This is a genomic window from Frankiales bacterium, assembly GCA_016125335.1.
In the GTDB taxonomy this organism is placed as follows: Bacteria; Actinomycetota; Actinomycetes; order S36-B12; family CAIYMF01; genus Longivirga.
In genome coordinates this window covers 20,022-36,217 of sequence record WGLY01000025.1, presented here as the reverse complement: position 1 = coordinate 36,217, position 16,196 = coordinate 20,022, and the positions used below count along the sequence as shown (strand labels likewise).

General features: G+C 75.3%; 18 protein-coding genes. 7 read left to right on the top strand and 11 right to left on the bottom strand.

What is annotated here, in order from left to right; translation table 11 throughout:
- Positions 1-10: 10 nt before the first annotated feature.
- Entirely contained in the window at positions 11-781 is a 771-nt protein-coding gene (locus GC157_13650) for a hypothetical protein (protein MBI1378510.1), read from the top strand.
- A 9-nt stretch (positions 782-790) separates the two neighbouring features.
- Here the strand turns inward: GC157_13650 and GC157_13645 are convergent, their stop codons facing one another.
- The 6 genes from GC157_13645 to GC157_13620 all read right to left on the bottom strand — a co-directional run bounded on the left by GC157_13645 (position 791) and on the right by GC157_13620 (position 5,981).
- Positions 791-1,960, bottom strand: coding sequence for a hypothetical protein (locus tag GC157_13645; protein MBI1378509.1), 1,170 nt, complete (start codon positions 1,958-1,960; stop codon positions 791-793).
- The gene (locus tag GC157_13640) at positions 1,957-2,589 is read right to left on the bottom strand and encodes a sigma-70 family RNA polymerase sigma factor (protein MBI1378508.1); all 633 of its coding nucleotides are present in this window, start codon (positions 2,587-2,589) and stop codon (positions 1,957-1,959) included. The genes GC157_13645 and GC157_13640 overlap by 4 nt, the downstream gene beginning before the upstream one ends.
- Before the next feature lie 341 nt (positions 2,590-2,930).
- Entirely contained in the window at positions 2,931-3,164 is a 234-nt protein-coding gene (locus tag GC157_13635) for a ferredoxin (protein MBI1378507.1), read from the bottom strand.
- Entirely contained in the window at positions 3,161-4,504 is a 1,344-nt protein-coding gene (locus tag GC157_13630; protein MBI1378506.1) for a proton-conducting membrane transporter, read from the bottom strand. Before GC157_13630 ends, GC157_13635 begins: the two co-directional genes overlap by 4 nt.
- Complete coding sequence (locus tag GC157_13625; protein MBI1378505.1) at positions 4,501-5,064, bottom strand: ferric reductase; 564 nt, start codon at positions 5,062-5,064, stop codon at positions 4,501-4,503. The genes GC157_13630 and GC157_13625 overlap by 4 nt, the downstream gene beginning before the upstream one ends.
- Entirely contained in the window at positions 5,061-5,981 is a 921-nt protein-coding gene (locus GC157_13620) for an FAD:protein FMN transferase (GenBank protein ID MBI1378504.1), read from the bottom strand. Before GC157_13620 ends, GC157_13625 begins: the two co-directional genes overlap by 4 nt.
- Before the next feature lie 759 nt (positions 5,982-6,740).
- Between GC157_13620 and GC157_13615 the strand changes: the two genes are divergently transcribed.
- Positions 6,741-7,460: a demethylmenaquinone methyltransferase gene (locus GC157_13615; GenBank protein MBI1378503.1), complete on the top strand. Its 720-nt coding sequence runs from the start codon at positions 6,741-6,743 to the stop codon at positions 7,458-7,460.
- Positions 7,461-7,484: 24 nt separating this feature from the next.
- On the opposite strand, the gene GC157_13610 is transcribed toward GC157_13615, so the two are convergent.
- Complete coding sequence (locus GC157_13610; protein ID MBI1378502.1) at positions 7,485-8,654, bottom strand: hypothetical protein; 1,170 nt, start codon at positions 8,652-8,654, stop codon at positions 7,485-7,487.
- A gap of 162 nt (positions 8,655-8,816) precedes the next feature.
- Between GC157_13610 and GC157_13605 the strand changes: the two genes are divergently transcribed.
- Positions 8,817-9,845: a decaprenyl-phosphate phosphoribosyltransferase gene (locus tag GC157_13605; protein MBI1378501.1), complete on the top strand. Its 1,029-nt coding sequence runs from the start codon at positions 8,817-8,819 to the stop codon at positions 9,843-9,845.
- A gap of 18 nt (positions 9,846-9,863) precedes the next feature.
- Here GC157_13605 and GC157_13600 read toward each other — a convergent pair whose 3' ends face one another.
- Together GC157_13600 and GC157_13595 are read right to left on the bottom strand one after the other, a co-directional pair.
- A complete protein-coding gene (locus GC157_13600) occupies positions 9,864-10,859 on the bottom strand; it encodes an alpha/beta fold hydrolase (GenBank protein MBI1378500.1) in 996 nt (331 codons plus the stop codon).
- A gap of 68 nt (positions 10,860-10,927) precedes the next feature.
- Positions 10,928-11,269, bottom strand: coding sequence for a hypothetical protein (locus GC157_13595; GenBank protein ID MBI1378499.1), 342 nt, complete (start codon positions 11,267-11,269; stop codon positions 10,928-10,930).
- A gap of 4 nt (positions 11,270-11,273) precedes the next feature.
- On the opposite strand from GC157_13595, the gene GC157_13590 reads away from it, so the two are divergent.
- The 3 genes from GC157_13590 to GC157_13580 are packed head-to-tail and all read left to right on the top strand — an operon-like array spanning position 11,274 to position 14,040.
- Complete coding sequence (locus tag GC157_13590; protein MBI1378498.1) at positions 11,274-11,936, top strand: hypothetical protein; 663 nt, start codon at positions 11,274-11,276, stop codon at positions 11,934-11,936.
- 17 nt (positions 11,937-11,953) lie between these two features.
- Positions 11,954-13,285 (top strand): FAD-binding protein, encoded by a 1,332-nt coding sequence (locus tag GC157_13585; GenBank protein ID MBI1378497.1) that lies wholly within the window; start codon positions 11,954-11,956, stop codon positions 13,283-13,285.
- Entirely contained in the window at positions 13,282-14,040 is a 759-nt protein-coding gene (locus GC157_13580) for a decaprenylphospho-beta-D-erythro-pentofuranosid-2-ulose 2-reductase (GenBank protein MBI1378496.1), read from the top strand. The genes GC157_13585 and GC157_13580 overlap by 4 nt, the downstream gene beginning before the upstream one ends.
- 9 nt (positions 14,041-14,049) lie before the next feature.
- Here the strand turns inward: GC157_13580 and GC157_13575 are convergent, their stop codons facing one another.
- Positions 14,050-15,105, bottom strand: coding sequence for a hypothetical protein (locus tag GC157_13575; GenBank protein MBI1378495.1), 1,056 nt, complete (start codon positions 15,103-15,105; stop codon positions 14,050-14,052).
- On the opposite strand from GC157_13575, the gene GC157_13570 reads away from it, so the two are divergent.
- A complete protein-coding gene (locus tag GC157_13570) occupies positions 15,005-15,655 on the top strand; it encodes a PPOX class F420-dependent oxidoreductase (GenBank protein ID MBI1378494.1) in 651 nt (216 codons plus the stop codon). The genes GC157_13575 and GC157_13570 overlap by 101 nt on opposite strands.
- An 8-nt stretch (positions 15,656-15,663) precedes the next feature.
- Here the strand turns inward: GC157_13570 and GC157_13565 are convergent, their stop codons facing one another.
- The gene (locus GC157_13565) at positions 15,664-16,179 is read right to left on the bottom strand and encodes a DUF664 domain-containing protein (protein ID MBI1378493.1); all 516 of its coding nucleotides are present in this window, start codon (positions 16,177-16,179) and stop codon (positions 15,664-15,666) included.
- Between the last annotated feature and the right edge of the window lie 17 nt (positions 16,180-16,196).

Here is a 16,196-nt window from a genome sequence, read left to right as displayed (position 1 = left end):
CGCTGGACCCATGACCGACCGGCGGCTCGCCCTCGACGGGATGCGCAACGCGCGCGACCTCGGCGGCCTGCCCGTGGCCGGCGGAGTGTTCCCCCACCGGCTCGTGGTGCGCGGGGAGACCGTGGCGCACCTGACGCCGCGTGGCCTCGAGCAGCTGCGCGAGCTCGGGGTGGAGCGGGTGCTCGACCTGCGCGAGGCGGGCGAGGCGGCCGAGGACGGCGTCGGGCCGCTGGCGGAGCTCTACCGGCGCGGCGAGGTCGCCCACGAGCGGGTGCCCCTCATCGGCCTCGAGCGATGGCCGGTCGACCCCGTCGCCCCGGACCGCGACCCGCGGGTCGTCGCCGAGTCCTACCAGCGCTACCTCCGGCACGGCGGTGCGGCGCTGGCGGCCGCGCTCGCGCGCTTCGCGTGGTCGGACTCTGCGATGTACGTCCACTGCGCGGCCGGCAAGGACCGCACCTCCGTCGTGTGTGCCCTGCTGCTCAAGCTCGCCGGCGCCGGCGACGACGCGGTGGTGGCCGACCACGTCGCCTCGGCCGACGCGGTGCGCGACGTCGTCGCGCGGCTGGGGTCGCGCCCGGCCTACCGGCACCTGGCCGAGCCGGACTGGGACGCCCAGATGCCCTCGGCGGAGGTCATGGCGCTGTTCCTGTGCGGCCTCGAGCGCGAGGGCGGGGCAGCACGTTGGCTGCTCGACCGCGGCATGGACCCCGGCACGCTCGACCTGCTGCGGCGACGGCTCGCGGCCGTGCCGCCGCGCGACGTCGCGATCGCGGGCTGATCCGGCCGGTCAGTCGTGGTGGCCGTCCGTGCCGCCGTGGTCGTGGTGCCCCCATGGGCGCCCGGTCGACGTCGGGGTCGGCGTAGGCGACGACGAGGTGGTGGGCGCCGGTGCGGCGCTCGTGGTGGGCGCCGGCGCGGTCGCCGTCGACGTGGCCGACGGTGCGGGTGTCGCCGTGTGCCGGCCGTCCTCGCCCCCGGACGACGACGTGGGCGCCGAGGGTGTCGAGTGCTCGGACGTCGGGCCGGACCCGGACCGGGAGGGGCCCGAGGAGTCCGACGAGCCGGAGTGCCGGTCCGAGGACGACGGCTCGTGGCGCGGCGCGGAGGACGGTCCGGAGGGGTGCGTGCCCGACCGCCCGGGCGAGTCGGGTCGCGACGACGGCCGCGACGCCGCGGGGGAGGCGGGGGACTCGGGCGCCGCGGTCGGACCGGGGTCCGCCGCCGTCGGCGGGGTCACCGGGTCGCCCGTGGTGCCCGGCGGAGGCACCGGGTTGCCGTCGGCGTCGAGACTCACGAGCGCGATCACCACCAGGTAGTCGCGCTGCCACCGCGACCGCAGCGCGTCGCCGGCGTCGCCGGGGACCGCCTCGACGATGGGGTGCAGCACGCCGAGGCGGCGCACGATCGTCCCGCGGACGTCGTCGGCCACCCCGCCGGCCTGCTGCGCCTCCACGATGCGCACCTCGACGACGTCGAGCTGGTGCTCGATCATCGCGAGGTCGACGCCTGCGGCGCCGTCGGCCGCGGCGCCCCCGAACACCACCTCGTGCAGCGGGAACAGGAACGAGCCGGGTGCGGCCGCCGCGACACCGCTCGCCGCCACCACGAGCGCGGTAGCCGTCCCGGCCACCAGCAGGTGGCGGCGCAGGCGCTGCACCGGGGTGCGGCGAGGTCGCCGTGCTGCCCGCTCCGCGGCGGGCTCACCGGTGTCGGCCGAGGCCGCGGCCTGCTCGCGCACCCCCTCCTGGAAGGCGTCGAGCAGTGCCGTCACGGTCGCGCCGTCGACCGGCGCCAGCGCCGCGAGCTCGCGCTCGAGCTGGCCGAGCATCGAGCCGACCGCGGGCCCGAGCGGGTCGGCCGGGCCGAGTGCACCGGACGCGGCGGCGTCGAACCATGCGTCGGACTCGGCGAGCTCGCGCAGGTCGAACACATCAGCGCTGTCGTGGTCGGTGGTCATGCCGGCACCCCCTGTCCCGCGAGGGCGCGCAGCCGCAGCAGCGCGCGGTGCTGGAGGACGCGGACGTTGCCGGGGGTGAGCCCGAGCGCTGTGCCCGTGTCCTCGGCGGACAGCCCGTTGACGACGCGGAGCAGCACGACGTCGCGCTGCACGGGGGTCAGGTGCTCGAGCAGCGCCTGGAGGGCGCGCACGTCGTCGTGCAGCACGATGACGTCGTCGGGCGTCGGTGCCGAGTCGACGACGTCGGGGATCTCGTCCTGCTCCAGCTCGGGACGCGCGGCCCGGCGCCGGTGGGCCGTGGCCACGTGACGCGAGGCGATCGCGATGGAGAACGCCTCGAGGTCGCGGACGGGCTCCTGCTGCGCGGGCAGGGCGCGGAAGACGGCGAGCAGCACGTCCTGCGTCACGTCCTCCGCGGTCTCGACGTCCCACAGGCGCGCCCTGCAGAACCGGAAGACGGCAGGGCGCACCACGGCCACGAGGCGACCGATCGCCTCGCGGTCACCGAGCGCGGCCTGCGACAGCCACTGCTCGACCTCGGTGGTGGACACCTGCGGCTCCGTCGTCCTGGGCAACCCTGCACACACGGGACGCCGGACCCCGGCTCTCCCTGCCCACGATGTCGTCAGGAGGGGCCGGTCCCCTGACGCCGCGCGTGCCGATTCACCCGGTCGCGCGACTCGAGGAGCGCTCCGCGCGCCCGCACTGGTCCGTCAGGGTGAATGCGGGACCGGGCACGTAATGGAGCGGGCACCTGCCGCGACTACCGGGGTGAGGGCCTCTTCATCTCGTCCCAGCCCTCAGATCGCACTCGATAGCACGGCCCACAACTGAACAGCTCGCCACACACACCCGAGGGGTGGCTCGGACCGGGGGGTCCCGAGCCACCCCTCTGTGGTGCGCGCGGCGCCGGGATGGAGCACCGCCCGCCGCACCGGGGGGACAGGGCGGCGGGCGGTGCGGTCGGGGGTCAGCGCGCGGAGCGCGCCGGGGCGGGGTCGTGGACCTTCTCGAGCCGCAGGGCCAGGCGCGGGCAGGCGCTGACCGCGCGCTTGGCGTGGCTGTGCTCGGCGCCGTGGACCGGTGCCGGGTCGATGACCGGGTAGCCCCACTCGTCGAGCGTCACGCGCTCGGGCAGCAACTGCGCGCACGTGCCGAAGCCGTCGCACGCGATCCGGTCGATGCGCAGGACGTGGCCGCTCATCTCCACTCCTCACCGGGACGGTCGACCGGCAGCGCGCCGGTCGAGGCGGGGACGGGCAGCACCGCGATGCGCCGTCCGGACGAGCATCGGCCGCGCACGTGGGCGCGCACCTCCTCGTCGAACACCTGGAGGGCGGTCCCCGCGAAGCGCACCGCTCCGTCAGGGTGCCGGCACGCGCCGCGGCCGGGGATGATCCCGATCCGCCGCTGGAGGTTCTTGAGCCCGCTCGAGTTGAGACGTCCCGCGGCGAGCATGTCCATGTCGGTGGCGACGGCGGCCAGCCCGAAGCGGCATGGCCCGCACTGGCCGGCGCCCTGCCCGGCCATCCACCGCACCACGCGCGCGGTCTCGGCCAGGCCGCACACCTCCGCGGGCAGCACGGCCAGCACGCCCGCGCCGGGCACGCCGCCGGACGGGCGCAGCCCGTCGACCGACCACGGCGAGTCCAGGACGCCGCCGGCGGCGACCCACGCGCCGCCGTAGCCGCCCGTGACCAGTCCGTGCACCGGACCGGTCGTGCCGCCGGCGAGGCCGAGGATCTGGCGCACGGTGGTGCCGGTGGGGACCTCGAGGACGCCGGGGTGGCCGACCGCGCCGGTGACCGAGATGAGCATCGTGCCGGGTGCCTCTGCGACCCCGACGCGGCGGAACCAGTCCGCGCCGTGTCGCGCGATGAGCGCGAGGTGGGCGAAGGTCTCGGCATTCGACAGCAGCGTGGGGCGGCGTCGGACGCCGGACTCGTAGACGCGCGGTGGCACGCTGACCGGCAGCGCGACGCCGTCGCCCACGAAGTGCGCGAGCGCGCTCTCCTCGCTGGCGACGTAGCGGGCCGGGGCGTCGACCACGCGCAGCTCGACGCTGTCGAGGCCGCGCGAGCGCCGCTGCTCGGCGGCGCGCTCGAGCAGGCCGAGCGCCCGTCCGCCGCGGTGTGCGGCCACCGTGACCGTCGACGCGCCGATCGACTCCGCGGCCAGCACGGCGCCGTCGAGGACGAGGTGCGGGTTGCGCTGGGCCAGCACGGCGTCCTTGCTCGCCGCGGGCTCGCCCTCCATGGCGTTCACGACGACGACCGGCTCCTTGCGCGCGGTGCGCGCCGCGGTGACCACCGCGTGCATCTTGCGGCCGGTCGGGAACCAGCCGCCGCCGCGCCCGGCGAGCCCGGAGCGCTCCACCTCGGCGACGAGCGGGCCGGCGTGGCCACGCTTGACCCGGCCCAGCTGGGGCGGGGCGCCGTGGACGCTGAGGTGGCGTCCCAGGTCCGGCCCGACGTCGTCGCCGAGGAGCCGGGCGGCTCCGACGGGCGGGGCGTCCGCGGGCGGGTTCGCGGGCGATCGCGTCATCGGCCGAGCTCCATCCTGGCGGGCACCGAGACGACCGGGTCGTCCTGCCGGTGCGGGGTCATGAACCGTGCGGCGACGGCCGCGGCGACCGCCGCGACCATCAGTGCGGCGAGGATGCGGGTGAGCAGCCGGTCGGTGCCGGCGCCCAGCGAGTGGACGACGGCGACGGCCCACAGCCCGTACGACGACCAGTGGATGCCCTTCCACAGCGACTGCGGGATCCGCCGTCGCAGCAGGCTGGTGACGATCACGGCGAGCACGAGGTCGAAGGCGATGGTGCCCAGGCCGATCCACAGCGTGCGGTACGAGGTCTGGAACGGGATCACCGCGTCGACCCAGCCGATCGGCACGTAGCCGTCGACCACCGTCGTCGCGATGTGGACGCCGAGGAACACCAGCGACAGCAGCGAGACGTTGCGGTGCATCAGCGTCACCACGGACTCGGGCCAGCGCGCGCTCGCCCACCCCTTCGTGGTGGAGACGCCCATGATCGTCACGAGCGTGAAGAGGACGAGGGACACCTCGCCGGTGGCCCGGGTGGCCAGCCACAGCGGGTTCATGCCGGGACTCCTTGCGCGTCGGGGGCGGGCCAGCTGCCGAGCCGGGTGATCGAGCCGTCGGTGGCGACGAGACGGCAGGGCAGACCGGTGGTGCGCAGCCAGTCGACGGCGCCGGAGGCCAGCACCACGGCCGCGGTGCTCGCGGTGTTCGCGGTGACGCAGTCGCCCGCGGCCACGCTCACGGTGCGCCACACAGGGTCGACCGGTCGCCAGGTGAGCGGGTCGACGAGGTGGGCCACGGTGAGCCCGTCCGGGGTGGTGCGGCGGCGCACCGTGGTGCTCGACGTCGCGAGGCCGCCCGCGGCGAGGCTGACCCGCTGGGCGACGGCGTTGGCGGACGCGACGCCCTCGCGGTGGTCGTCGGTGACCAGCACCGACCACCCGCCGGCGGGGGAGGGGCCGGCGATCGCGAGGTCGCCGGCGAGCGAGACCAGGGCGCCGAGCCCGGTGGCGCGCAGCACGGCGTCGGCGGCCCGGTCGGCCGCCCAGGCCTTGGCGGTGGCGCCGAGGTCGAGGCGCAGCCCGGCCGGCAGCACCACCAGGGCGCCGCTGCCGTCGCCGGACGGGTCGTCGGTGAGCAGCACGTCGCGGTGGCTGCCGCTGCGGCGCAGGGACGGGCCGGCGCCGCGCAGCGTGACCGTGCCGACGGTGGGATCGACCGCGCCGGCCGTGCGCTCCGCGGCGCGCAGCGCGACGCGCAGCGCCTCGGCGAGCACCGGGCCCACGCGCACGGGCTCACCGGCGGCTGCGTTGAGCCGCGACAGCTCGCTGTCCTCGCGGTAGGTGCTCGCGGCGGCGTCCACCTCGGCGAGCCAGGCCCGCACGACGTCGACAGCCTGCTCGTGCGAGCCCGTGCCGACCGTGGCGACGGTCGCGGTGCCGCCCCACAGGTCGAACGTGGTGCTGCGCGTGGTCATGGTCGTTTCCCGTCCCTGCTCCGCCTCAGGACCCGCCCGAGGTCGCGACGGGCACCGTGGTGGTGGTGCTCACGACCGGTGTGGTCGCCGAGGCGGCGCTGCCGGCGGTGGAGCCCGTGGTCGTGGTGCTCGCCGCCGTGCTGCTGGTCGAGGACGTCGTGGAAGCGGTGGTCGACGCGGCAGACGTGCTGCCGGACGAGGCGGTGTCGGCCGAGGAGGCGAGCACCGCACCGGTGCTCGCGGCGAGGCCGTAGCTGATGCCGGCGGTGGCCACGAGCGCCGTGACGCCGGACATCACCGTCGTGCGGGTGATCCGCGTGAGCAGCGCGTCGCGGCTGCGCGGGGTCCAGGGCTCGGTCATCGCGACCTCCGGTGCGTCTCGTGGTCGTCCCGCGGGGCGGGCGGCGGGGTGCCGTTCGCCGGGGGTTGCGGTCCGGCACGAGGAACAGTGGCAGGGCCCGCTGTCCGGGTCGTGAGGTCGACGTGTGGGCTCCATGAGAGACCGTGCGAGCGACGCGCGCGGCGCTCAGGAACCTCTCCGGACGCTCCGGCCCGGCTGCGCAGCCGCTCACCCGGCGCCCGGGCCCTACCACTGGTGGGCCCGGGCGAGGGCGCGACGTGACGTCCGAGACATGTGACATGTCGATCACCGCTGGGCGCGCTTCGTAGGTACGGCGTTCCTAGGTTGGAGGTGCAGAACTTCCCGTCTAGGGGGCGGACATGAGCACTGCGACACTGGGAAACGGCCGGTTCATGGCGATGCCGGCGCCAGCATCGGAGACCACCTGGGTCAGGGCGAGTCTCGACAAGATCCCCGACGACGTCGCGTCGATGTTCGACGGCGTCGCCGACCGCTACGACGTGGCCAACGAGGTGCTGGCCCTGGGGCAGACCCGGGTGTGGCGCCGCGCGCTCGTCGAGGCGGTGTCACCGCTGCGCGGCGAGGTGATCCTCGACGTCGCCGCCGGCACCGGCTCGTCCAGCGAGCCGTTGTCCGGCCGCGGAGCGACGGTGATCCCGTGCGACTTCTCGCCCGGGATGCTGCTGGTCGGGCACGTGCGCCGGCCGGCGCTGCCCTTCACCGCTGGCGACGCGCTGCACCTGCCGTTCGGCGACTCGGTGTTCGACGCGGCCACCATCTCCTTCGGCCTGCGCAACGTCGTGGACCCGATCACCGCGCTGACCGAGCTGCGGCGCGTGGTGCGCCCCGGCGGTCGGCTGGTGGTGTGCGAGTTCAGCCACCCGCGCCGCCGGCTGCTGCGCAAGCTGTACTCGGAGTACCTCATGGGTGCCATCCCGTCGGTGGCGCGCGCGGTCGCGAGCAACCCCGACGCCTACGTGTACCTGGCCGAGTCGATCCAGGCCTGGCCGGACCAGGCGACGCTCGCGGAGCGGATCCGCGAGGCCGGCTGGGACGGCGTCGAGTGGATGAACATCCACGGCGGGATCGTGGCCCTGCACCGGGCGCGCCGCGCCTGAGTCGGTGCGCCGATCCGCGCGCGGCTAGGGCGCGTAGACGGCGACGAAGTCGCGGCTGGTGTCGGACAGGTAGCGGTCGACCGGGCGCTGGAACTGCCCCATCTTGTGCGGGCGGACCGTGCTCGGCGTCGGGTGCGAGTACCACATGTACGACACCCAGGCGACGTTGATGTCGAGCTGCATGGCGGTGACGGCGCCGGCCCGCTGCAGGACGTCGGCCAGGTCGGCCACGGACATCGCGTCGCCCATGGCGTACACGAGGTCGCCCGAGGCGGTCACGCCGATCCCGGAGCGCCACACGTTGGCCGCGCCGCCGATGGTGGCACCCCACGTGGCCTCGACGTTGGCGTTGACGTCGCCCGCGACCTTCCCGTTGGTGATGAGCGGCTTGAGGTTCTGCCGGACGAACGCCACCTGGGGCGTCATCGACACGTCCTGGCCCCAGGTGCCCACCGTCGCGTGGCCGTCCTTGTAGATCACGAGGGAGGCGGCGCCGTCGGTGAGCGTGCCCACCGTATGGCCGTGGTCGTAGTAGCCCCCAGAGATGTCCTTCAGCTTGAACCCGCTGTTGAACGTGGCGACGAGGTTGGGGAACGCGCTCGGCGGCACGAGGTCGGGCTGCGACATCCCCGACGTGCCGGGGTCCTGGAAGCCGGGGTGGAGGACGAAGCGCAACGTGTGGCTCATCCATGCGACGCCGGTGAGGTACGAGGTGTGCACGCTGTCCGGCCGCACGTAGGTGACCTGGATGAGGTCGCCGGTCTTGCGCTTCACGACCGGCACGTACACGCCCTCGCCGGCGAGCGCCGGCGACACCGGCGGCACGATCGGGGCCTGGAGGGGGATGGTCGGAGCGGCGGTGTGCGTGGCGGCGGGCGCGCCCGCGGGCGACTGGGTCTCCTTGGCGCCCGCGGCGAGCTGCGAGGTGTCGGGCGTACCGCCGGTGGCCGGCGGGCTGAGCCGGTACTGGATGTTCTCCGCCAGCGTCACCACCGGGCCGAGGTAATGGTCGCGGGCCCACTCGGCGAGCTTCACCGAGGTGCCGTCGTTCCCCGGTGCGCGCAGCGCGGTGAGGATCGACCACGAGGTCGCCACCACGAGCACCGCGACGGCGAGCACCACGGTGCGCCGCACCCAGTACACCCAGGCGGGACGGCGCCTGCGGGAGTAGGAGCTCGTGCGTCGGCGCAGCACTCCGGCTCCTGTCTCTCGTCGGGGCACGATCGTGCCCGCGGCCACATCAGAGACCAGGACCCGGGCCCGGCACAACTCCAGAACCGGTGCGCAGACCGATTCATAGGGCGCTCACATGATGCTCACACCCGATGCGGCACGGCGAGGTCCAGGATGACGCCGATGTCCAGGACCGTTCCCACGCCACCGGCCACCGGCGGCGCCGTGCCCGAGCCCCCCGCGCCACTCGAGGACGCCGCGACGCCGACGCCGCCCGCGGTGGTCGGACCCGCTCCGACGGTCGAGCCCTCCGGCCCGGCCCCGCACCGCCGGCGGGGCCGCGTCGCCGCGCTCGTCGTCGCGCTGCGCCCGCGGCAGTGGGTGAAGAACCTGCTCGTGTACGCCGTGCCCCTCGCTGCGGGGAAGCTCGGCGACCGCGACGTCGTCGCGGACACGACCGTGGCCTTCCTGTGCTTCTGCGCGGTGGCGAGCGCGACGTACCTGCTCAACGACGTGCGCGACGTCGAGGCCGACCGCGCCCATCCCCGCAAGCGGCTGCGACCGATCGCCGCCGGCGAGCTGTCGAGCCGTGCGGCTGTCGTGTGGGCGGTGCTGCTGGCCGGTGCCGGGCTGCTCGGCGCGGCCCTGTCGACCTACCCCGGGTTCCTGGTCACGCTCGCGGTCTACCTCATCGCGACCCTCGCGTACTCCTACGGGCTCAAGCACGAGCCCGTGATAGAGCTGGCGGTGATCGCCGCCGGGTTCGTGCTGCGCGCCATCGCGGGCGGCACGGCGACGGGGATCCCGATGTCGCCGTGGTTCCTCACCGTGGCGGCGTTCGGCTCGCTGTTCATGGCCGCGGGCAAGCGCTACTCGGAGTACGTCCAGCTGGGCGAGGAGGGGCGTGCCGCGCGCCCCGCGCTGGCGCGCTACACGGCGACCTACCTGCGCTTCGTGTGGTCGCTCGCTGCGGCCATCGTCCTGACCGCCTACTGCCTGTGGGCCTTCCAGCTCTCGGTGCGCGACCGTGGCGCCGTGCCGCTCGCGGCGTGGTCGGTCGTGCCGTTCATCCTCGCCGTGCTGCGCTTCGCGCTCGACGTCGACCGCGGCGACGCCGGCGCCCCCGAGGACATCGCCCTCGGCGACCGCGTGCTCCAGGTGATCGCCGTGGTGTGGCTGGTCATGTTCGCCCTGGGCTCGGCCGGCATCTGATCCGGCCGGCCCGCGCGCTCAGCCGCAGAGGGGCTGCGCGCCGTAGCGCCCCAGCGCGCACCGCGGCATCGGCGTGCCGGTGGTGGCCGCGCGCACGAGCAGTCGCACGCCCGCCACGACGGCGTCCGGGCGGTCCTGCTCGATGACGTGCGCCGAGCGCCGCACGACGACGTAGGCGGAGTCGGTGGACAGCCCGGCGGCGGCGCGCTGGTGGGCTCTCCAGTCGTCGAGGTCGCCGGCGGAGGCGCCGTACGACGGACCGACCCACCGGTCGCGGCCGGGGTCCTGCGCTGCCTCGACCAGCAGCGGCAGCGAGCCGCGGTGCAGCCGCGCGGCCGCGGCGGACGACACGACCATGTCGATGCGGTCGCCGCCCTCGTGCCAGTACGGCGAGAGGCGGTCGTAGGGGGCGACCCCCTCGATGAGCGCGAGCCCGACCACGCGCGCCGGGTGCCGGGCGGTGAACGCGCGGGCGACCAGGCCGCCGTAGGAGTGGCCCACCACCACCAGCGGGCCGGTGACGCCGACCTGCTGGAGGGCCGCCGCGAGCTCGTCGGCGTGCCGGCCGGCGTCGACCGTGCGGTGCGGCGAGCGCGGCGGGCTGCCGCCGAGCCCGGGCCGGTCGAGCACGCAGGTGCGCGTGGTGCGCGCGAACGGGTCCAGCACGCGCGACCACATGCGGTGGTCGGCCCCCAGCCCGGGGACGACCACGATCGTCACCGGGCCGCTGCCGGCGCACTCGATCCACTGCGTGACGCCGAGGGCGCGCACGCGGTGCTGCTCCCAGTCCGGGGCGGCGGCCCCCGGGCGCTGCACCCGGGGTGGCGCGGCCGGACTCGGGGCGGGCGCGCTGCCGGCGGCCGCGGCGAGCACGAGGGGCAGGACACCGGCAGGGGCGGTGCTGGGGGTGTCGTCGCCCATCCGGGCTGTGCCGCTCGTGGCGGCGAGCAGCGCAGCCAGCACGACGGCGGCCGCCACGACGCGCAGCGCGGCTCGGGCGCGGCGTGCGGTCATGGCGACCACGGTAGCCGCGGCCCGCTGCGGGGACGGGCACAGGATCTCTCCGCGGCCTCACACGTTCGTCACAGGTACGACCAGCAGCATGCAACCATGCCGCAACCGCGCGTCCTGGCGAGCGCCCGCGCCGGCGCCCTCGCGGCGCTCCTCCCGCTGCTTGCCGCGTGCGCCGCGGCCGCCTCGGCCGCGCCGCCGCCCGGCAGCGCGGCGGCGGTGGCCCCGGCCGCGCCCGTCGCGGTGTCGGCGTCGGCACCCTCGGTGTCGGCCCCCGCCGCACCCGGCGCACCCGCGGCCCCGGCGCGCCCGGCCGTGGTGACGCGCACCCCGCCGCACGGGCTGCGGTGGGCCGCGACGGCCTCGCCGGCCGTGCGCCTGGCCACGGAGTACTCCGGCTCCGTCTCGCTCATGTGGATGGACCCTGCCCGGCTGCGGTTCCGCTTCGTGCCCGGGTACTCGATCCCCGAGGGCAGTCCCGTGACGACCGCCGACCGCACGCCGTCCACCTGGACCGCCCACCTCGTCGCCGCCTTCAACGGCGGGTTCAAGCTGCGCGACCACGTGGGCGGCTACTACTACCGCGGCCGGACCGTGTCGCCCCTGCGCACCGGTCTCGCGGCGTTCGTCGTGCGCCAGGACGGCACGCTCTCCGTCGGCGTGTGGGGTCGCGACCTGCGGATGTCGCGCAGCGTCGTCGTCGTGCGGGAGAACCTGCGGCCGCTGGTGGACCACGCCGTCGTGACGGCCAGCCCGTCGGACTCCGCGAGCACGTGGGGGATCGCCAACGGCGGCCGGCCCCTCGCCAACCGGACGGCGCTCGCGCGGCTGCCCGACGGGTCGCTGGTCTTCGCCTACGGGCACGACGTCACGGCGCTGACCCTGGGCCGGGCGCTGGTGCGCGTCGGCGCGGTGGAGGCGGTCGACCTCGACATGAACATCTCGTGGCCCACCGGCTTCGTCTACCACCACACCGGCTCGGGGCTGGCCGGCGCCCGGATCAACCCCGGCGTCGTGCGTCCGCCGTCGACCTACTTCCACCAGTTCTACAAGGACTTCGTCGCGGTGGAGAGCCGGTGACGCCAGGCACCGACGAGCTGCTGCACGGGTGGGGCGGCACGGCGCCGAGCCGTGCGCACGTCGTGCATCCGGGCACCCTCGAGGAGCTCGCCGCCGTCGTCGCCGACGCGGGACCGCGCGGCGTGCTGGTGCGCGGCGCCGGGCGCAGCTATGGCGACGCCGCCCAGAACGGCGGCGGCACGGTGCTCGACCTGTCGGCGTTCTCGTCCGTGCGGGTGCTCGACGACGGCGACGTGGTGGCCGGTGCCGGGGCCGTGCTCGCGCACCTGGTGCCCGTGCTGCTGCGCCGTGGACGCTTCCTGCCGGTCACGCCCGGCACGAGGTACGTCACGGTCGGCGGTGCCGTGGCCGCCGACGTCCACGGCAAGAACCACCACGTGGACTCCTCGTTCGGCGCCCACGTGCGCCGCCTCGACCTGCTCACGGCCGACGGCACGCTGCGCCGGCTCTGCCGCGACGGGTCGCCGGCGGAGCAGCGGCTGCTCGACGCGACCCTGGGCGGCATGGGGCTCACCGGTGCCGTGACCGAGGTGCAGTTCGGCACCGTCCCCGCGCCCACCGCCTCGATCCTGGTCGACACCCACCGCGCGGACGACCTCGACACCGTCATGGCGCTCATGGCCGAGGGCGACGACCGGCACCGGTACTCCGTCGCCTGGGTCGACGGCACCGTGGCGGGCGCCCGGCTCGGCCGGGGGGTCGTCACCTTCGGCGACCACGCCCCCGAGGGCGACGGCGACCCCCGGCACCGCACCCCGCCGCCCGGCGAGCCGCGGGTCGGGGTCCCCCCGCTCCCCGTGAGCCCGCTGCACCGCCACGCGGTGGCCGCCTTCAACGAGGCGTGGTTCCGCCGCGCCCCCCGGCGCCGGATCGCGGAGCCCACGCCGCTCGCCCCGTTCTTCTACCCGCTCGACGCCGTCGGCGGCTGGAACCGGCTCTACGGGCCCTCCGGGTTCCTCCAGTACCAGTTCGCGGTGCCCGACTCCGGCGCCGCGATGGTGCGCCGCACCCTCGAGCAGCTGCGCGCGCTCCGCGTGCCCGCGTACCTGACCGTGCTCAAGCGGTTCGGGCCGGGACGCGATGCGTCGCCGCTGTCGTTCCCCATGGCCGGCTGGACGCTCGCCGTCGACGTGCCGGCGCGCGACGCCGCCCTGGCCCGGGCGCTCGACCGGCTCGACGAGCAGGTGCTCGAGGCCGGCGGGCGGCTCTACCTGGCCAAGGACTCCCGCGCCGTGCCGGCCACCATCGCCGCGGGCTACCCGCAGCTGGACCGGTTCCGCGCCGTGCGCCGCGACGTCGACCCCGACGGCGTGTTCGTCTCCGACCTCGCCAGGAGGCTCGACCTGTGAGCGACGCCCTGCACCGACCCAGCTCCGTCCTTCTCCTGGGCGGCACGAGCGACATCGGTCTCGCCACCGTGCGCGCCCTCGCGTCGCCGGCCCTTCGCCGCGTGGTGCTCGCCGCGCGGCCCTCGCCGGCGCGCGACGCGGCCGTCGAGCAGCTGACCGAGGCCGGCGTGCCCGAGGTGTGCGTGCGCGACTTCGACGCGGCCGACACCGCGTCGCACGCGCAGGTGCTGGACTCCGTGTTCGCCGGACCCGACGTCGACGTCGTGGTCGTCGCCTTCGGGGTGCTCGGCGAGCAGCGCGAGCTCGAGGAGGCGCCCGACCTCGCGGTGGAGCTCGCCCGGGTGAACTACCTCGGCGGGGTGTCGTCGTGCCTGCTGGCCGCGCAGCGGCTGCGCCGCCAGGGCCACGGGTCGATCGTGGTGCTCTCGAGCGTGGCCGGCGACCGGCCGCGGCGCTCCAACTTCGTCTACGGCTCGTCCAAGGCGGGGCTGGACTCCCTGGCGCGGGGCCTGGCCGACAGCCTGCGCGGCACCGGTGTCCACGTGCTCGTCGTGCGGCCCGGGTTCGTGCGCTCGTCGATGACCGAGCACCTCGACCCGGCGCCGCTGGCGGTGACGCCGGCCGACGTCGCCGCGGCCGTCGTCGACGGGCTGCGCCGCGGGTCGACGGTGGTCTACGTGCCCCGCGTGATGCGCCTGGTGATGACCGGCCTGCGCCACGTGCCCGGCCCGATCTTCCGCCGCCTCCCCGTCTGACCCGAGAGGTCAGCCGGCGCTGGCGGCGAAGGTGCGCGCAGCCCGGCGGCTCCACGTCACGAGGCTCAGCACCCCGATCGCGATCTGCGGCACGAACGACGACGCGCGCCACACCAGGGTGGCCGCCGTGGCGGCGCCCTCGTCGACCCCCATCGACACGAGCAGCTGGATCATGAGCGCGTCGACGGTGCCCAGGCCCCCGGGCGTGATCGGGATCATGATGCCGATCTGGGCCACGGCGAACGCCCCGAACGCCACGAGGATCGACGTCTGGGTCGAGGACCCCTCCACCCCGCGCAGCGCGGCGAAGAAGATGAGGAACTGCGTCACCGACACGCCCACCTGAGCCGCGGTGATCGCCGCCCACCGGCGCGTGACCAGGTCGACGATGTCGCCGCGGAACTTCAGCACGGTGGCCACGCCGTCGAACTCGGTGCCCGGGCGGAACCGGCGCAGCAGCGGGGCGGCGAGACGGGTCGTGAGCGCCCCGATCCGCTCGGCGAGCCGCGCGCTGCGCATGACGAGCGCGAAGACCACGATCATCGTGACGAGGATCGCGAAGCCGACGACGCCGATGTAGATGTAGGCCCCGACGTCGGCCGCGCCGGACGCCCACATGCTCAGCAGCCCGAACACCGGCAGGCCGAGGGTGACGAAGATGCTCCACACGCCCACAGCGCCGATCGCCGCCGTCGCGACCGTGGGCGGCACCTCGTAGGAGGCGAGCATCGCGTACTGCACGCCGAGGCCGAAGGCACCGCCGGCGGGGATGCCGTTGCTGATCGCGAACGCGCCCTGGTTGAGCTGGAAGGCGCGGGGATAGCTCAGCCCCGGCGTGGCCGCCACGAACGGCAGGCCGTAGACGCCGTTGTAGACCACGACCGCGAGCACGATGAGGGCGATGTCGAAGGCGGTCATCGCCTGGATCGCGGTGAGCGCGTCGGCGTAGGAGCCGATCTGCGGGATGACCTTGACGAAGATCAGCACCAGCGCGACGACGCCGATGATCGCGCCGATGGTGGTCTTGCGCTTGTCCAGCGCAGGACGGGGGGCGGCGTCGCTCATGCGGGGGAGCCTACGGCGTGCGCCGCAGCCAGGTCCCGGTTCACGGCACTCCGTCGGCTCGACCAGCCACCGACCGCGGTGCGGGTGGCAGAGTCGGGGGATGGACCTCGACGCGACGGGCTGGACGCGGGCCCTGGGCGCCGAGCCGTTCGTCGACCTGGTGTCCTTCCGCGCCGACGGGTCCGCGGCGCACACCCCGGTGTGGGTGAGCGGTGACGACGAGCTGCTCTACGTCTCGACGTTCCGGCACTCGCACAAGGTGCGCCGCATCCGGGCCGACCCGCGGGTGGCGGTGGCCGCGTGCGACGGGCCGGGGCGGCTGCTGCCAGGGGCGCGCTACGTGGCCGGGCGCGCCACGGTGCTCGACCGCAGCGAGTTCCGGCCCGGCGTGCGGGCCCACCGGGCGAAGTACGGCCGGCACTTCTCGCTCATGTGGCCCGCGCGCTGGCCCCTGCGGCTGGTGGGACGCCGGCGCGTGTGGCTGCTGGTCCGGCTGACCCCCGACGCGGAGCTGCCCGAGATCGAGCCGCCTCACGTCGACGGCGCCTGACGGCGGTCCTAGTCGCCGGTCTGGCCGTCGATCCGCTCGCGCAGCAGGTCGGCGTGCCCGTTGTGCCGGGCGTACTCCTCGATCATGTGCAGGTAGACCCAGCGCAGGTCGAGCTCGTTGTCGCGACGGGTGCGGAACCGCTGCTCGAGCGGCAGGCCGTAGGCCGCGGCGTCGGCGTCGACGCACTCGCGCTCGAAGACGGCGAAGACCTCCTCGGCGGGCAGCGAGCCCAGGTCGTCGAAGTCGGCGCCCGTCTCGTCCGGGTCGAAGAAGCAGGCCACGTCCTCGCCGCGCAGGTTGATGCGGAACCACCAGCGCTCGACGTCGGCCATGTGCCGCACCAGGCCGAGCAGCGAGAGCGTGGAGGGCTCGACGCTGCGCGTGGCGAGCTGCTCGTGGGTGAGGCCCGCGCACTTCCACAGCAGGGTCTGGCGCTGGAAGTCCAGCCAGCCCTGCAGGCTCTCGCGCTCGGTGCCCAGGTGGGGCGACGGGGCGCGCTCGACGGCGGGTGCGGTCCAGGTCATGGGTCCTCCTCGGCGGT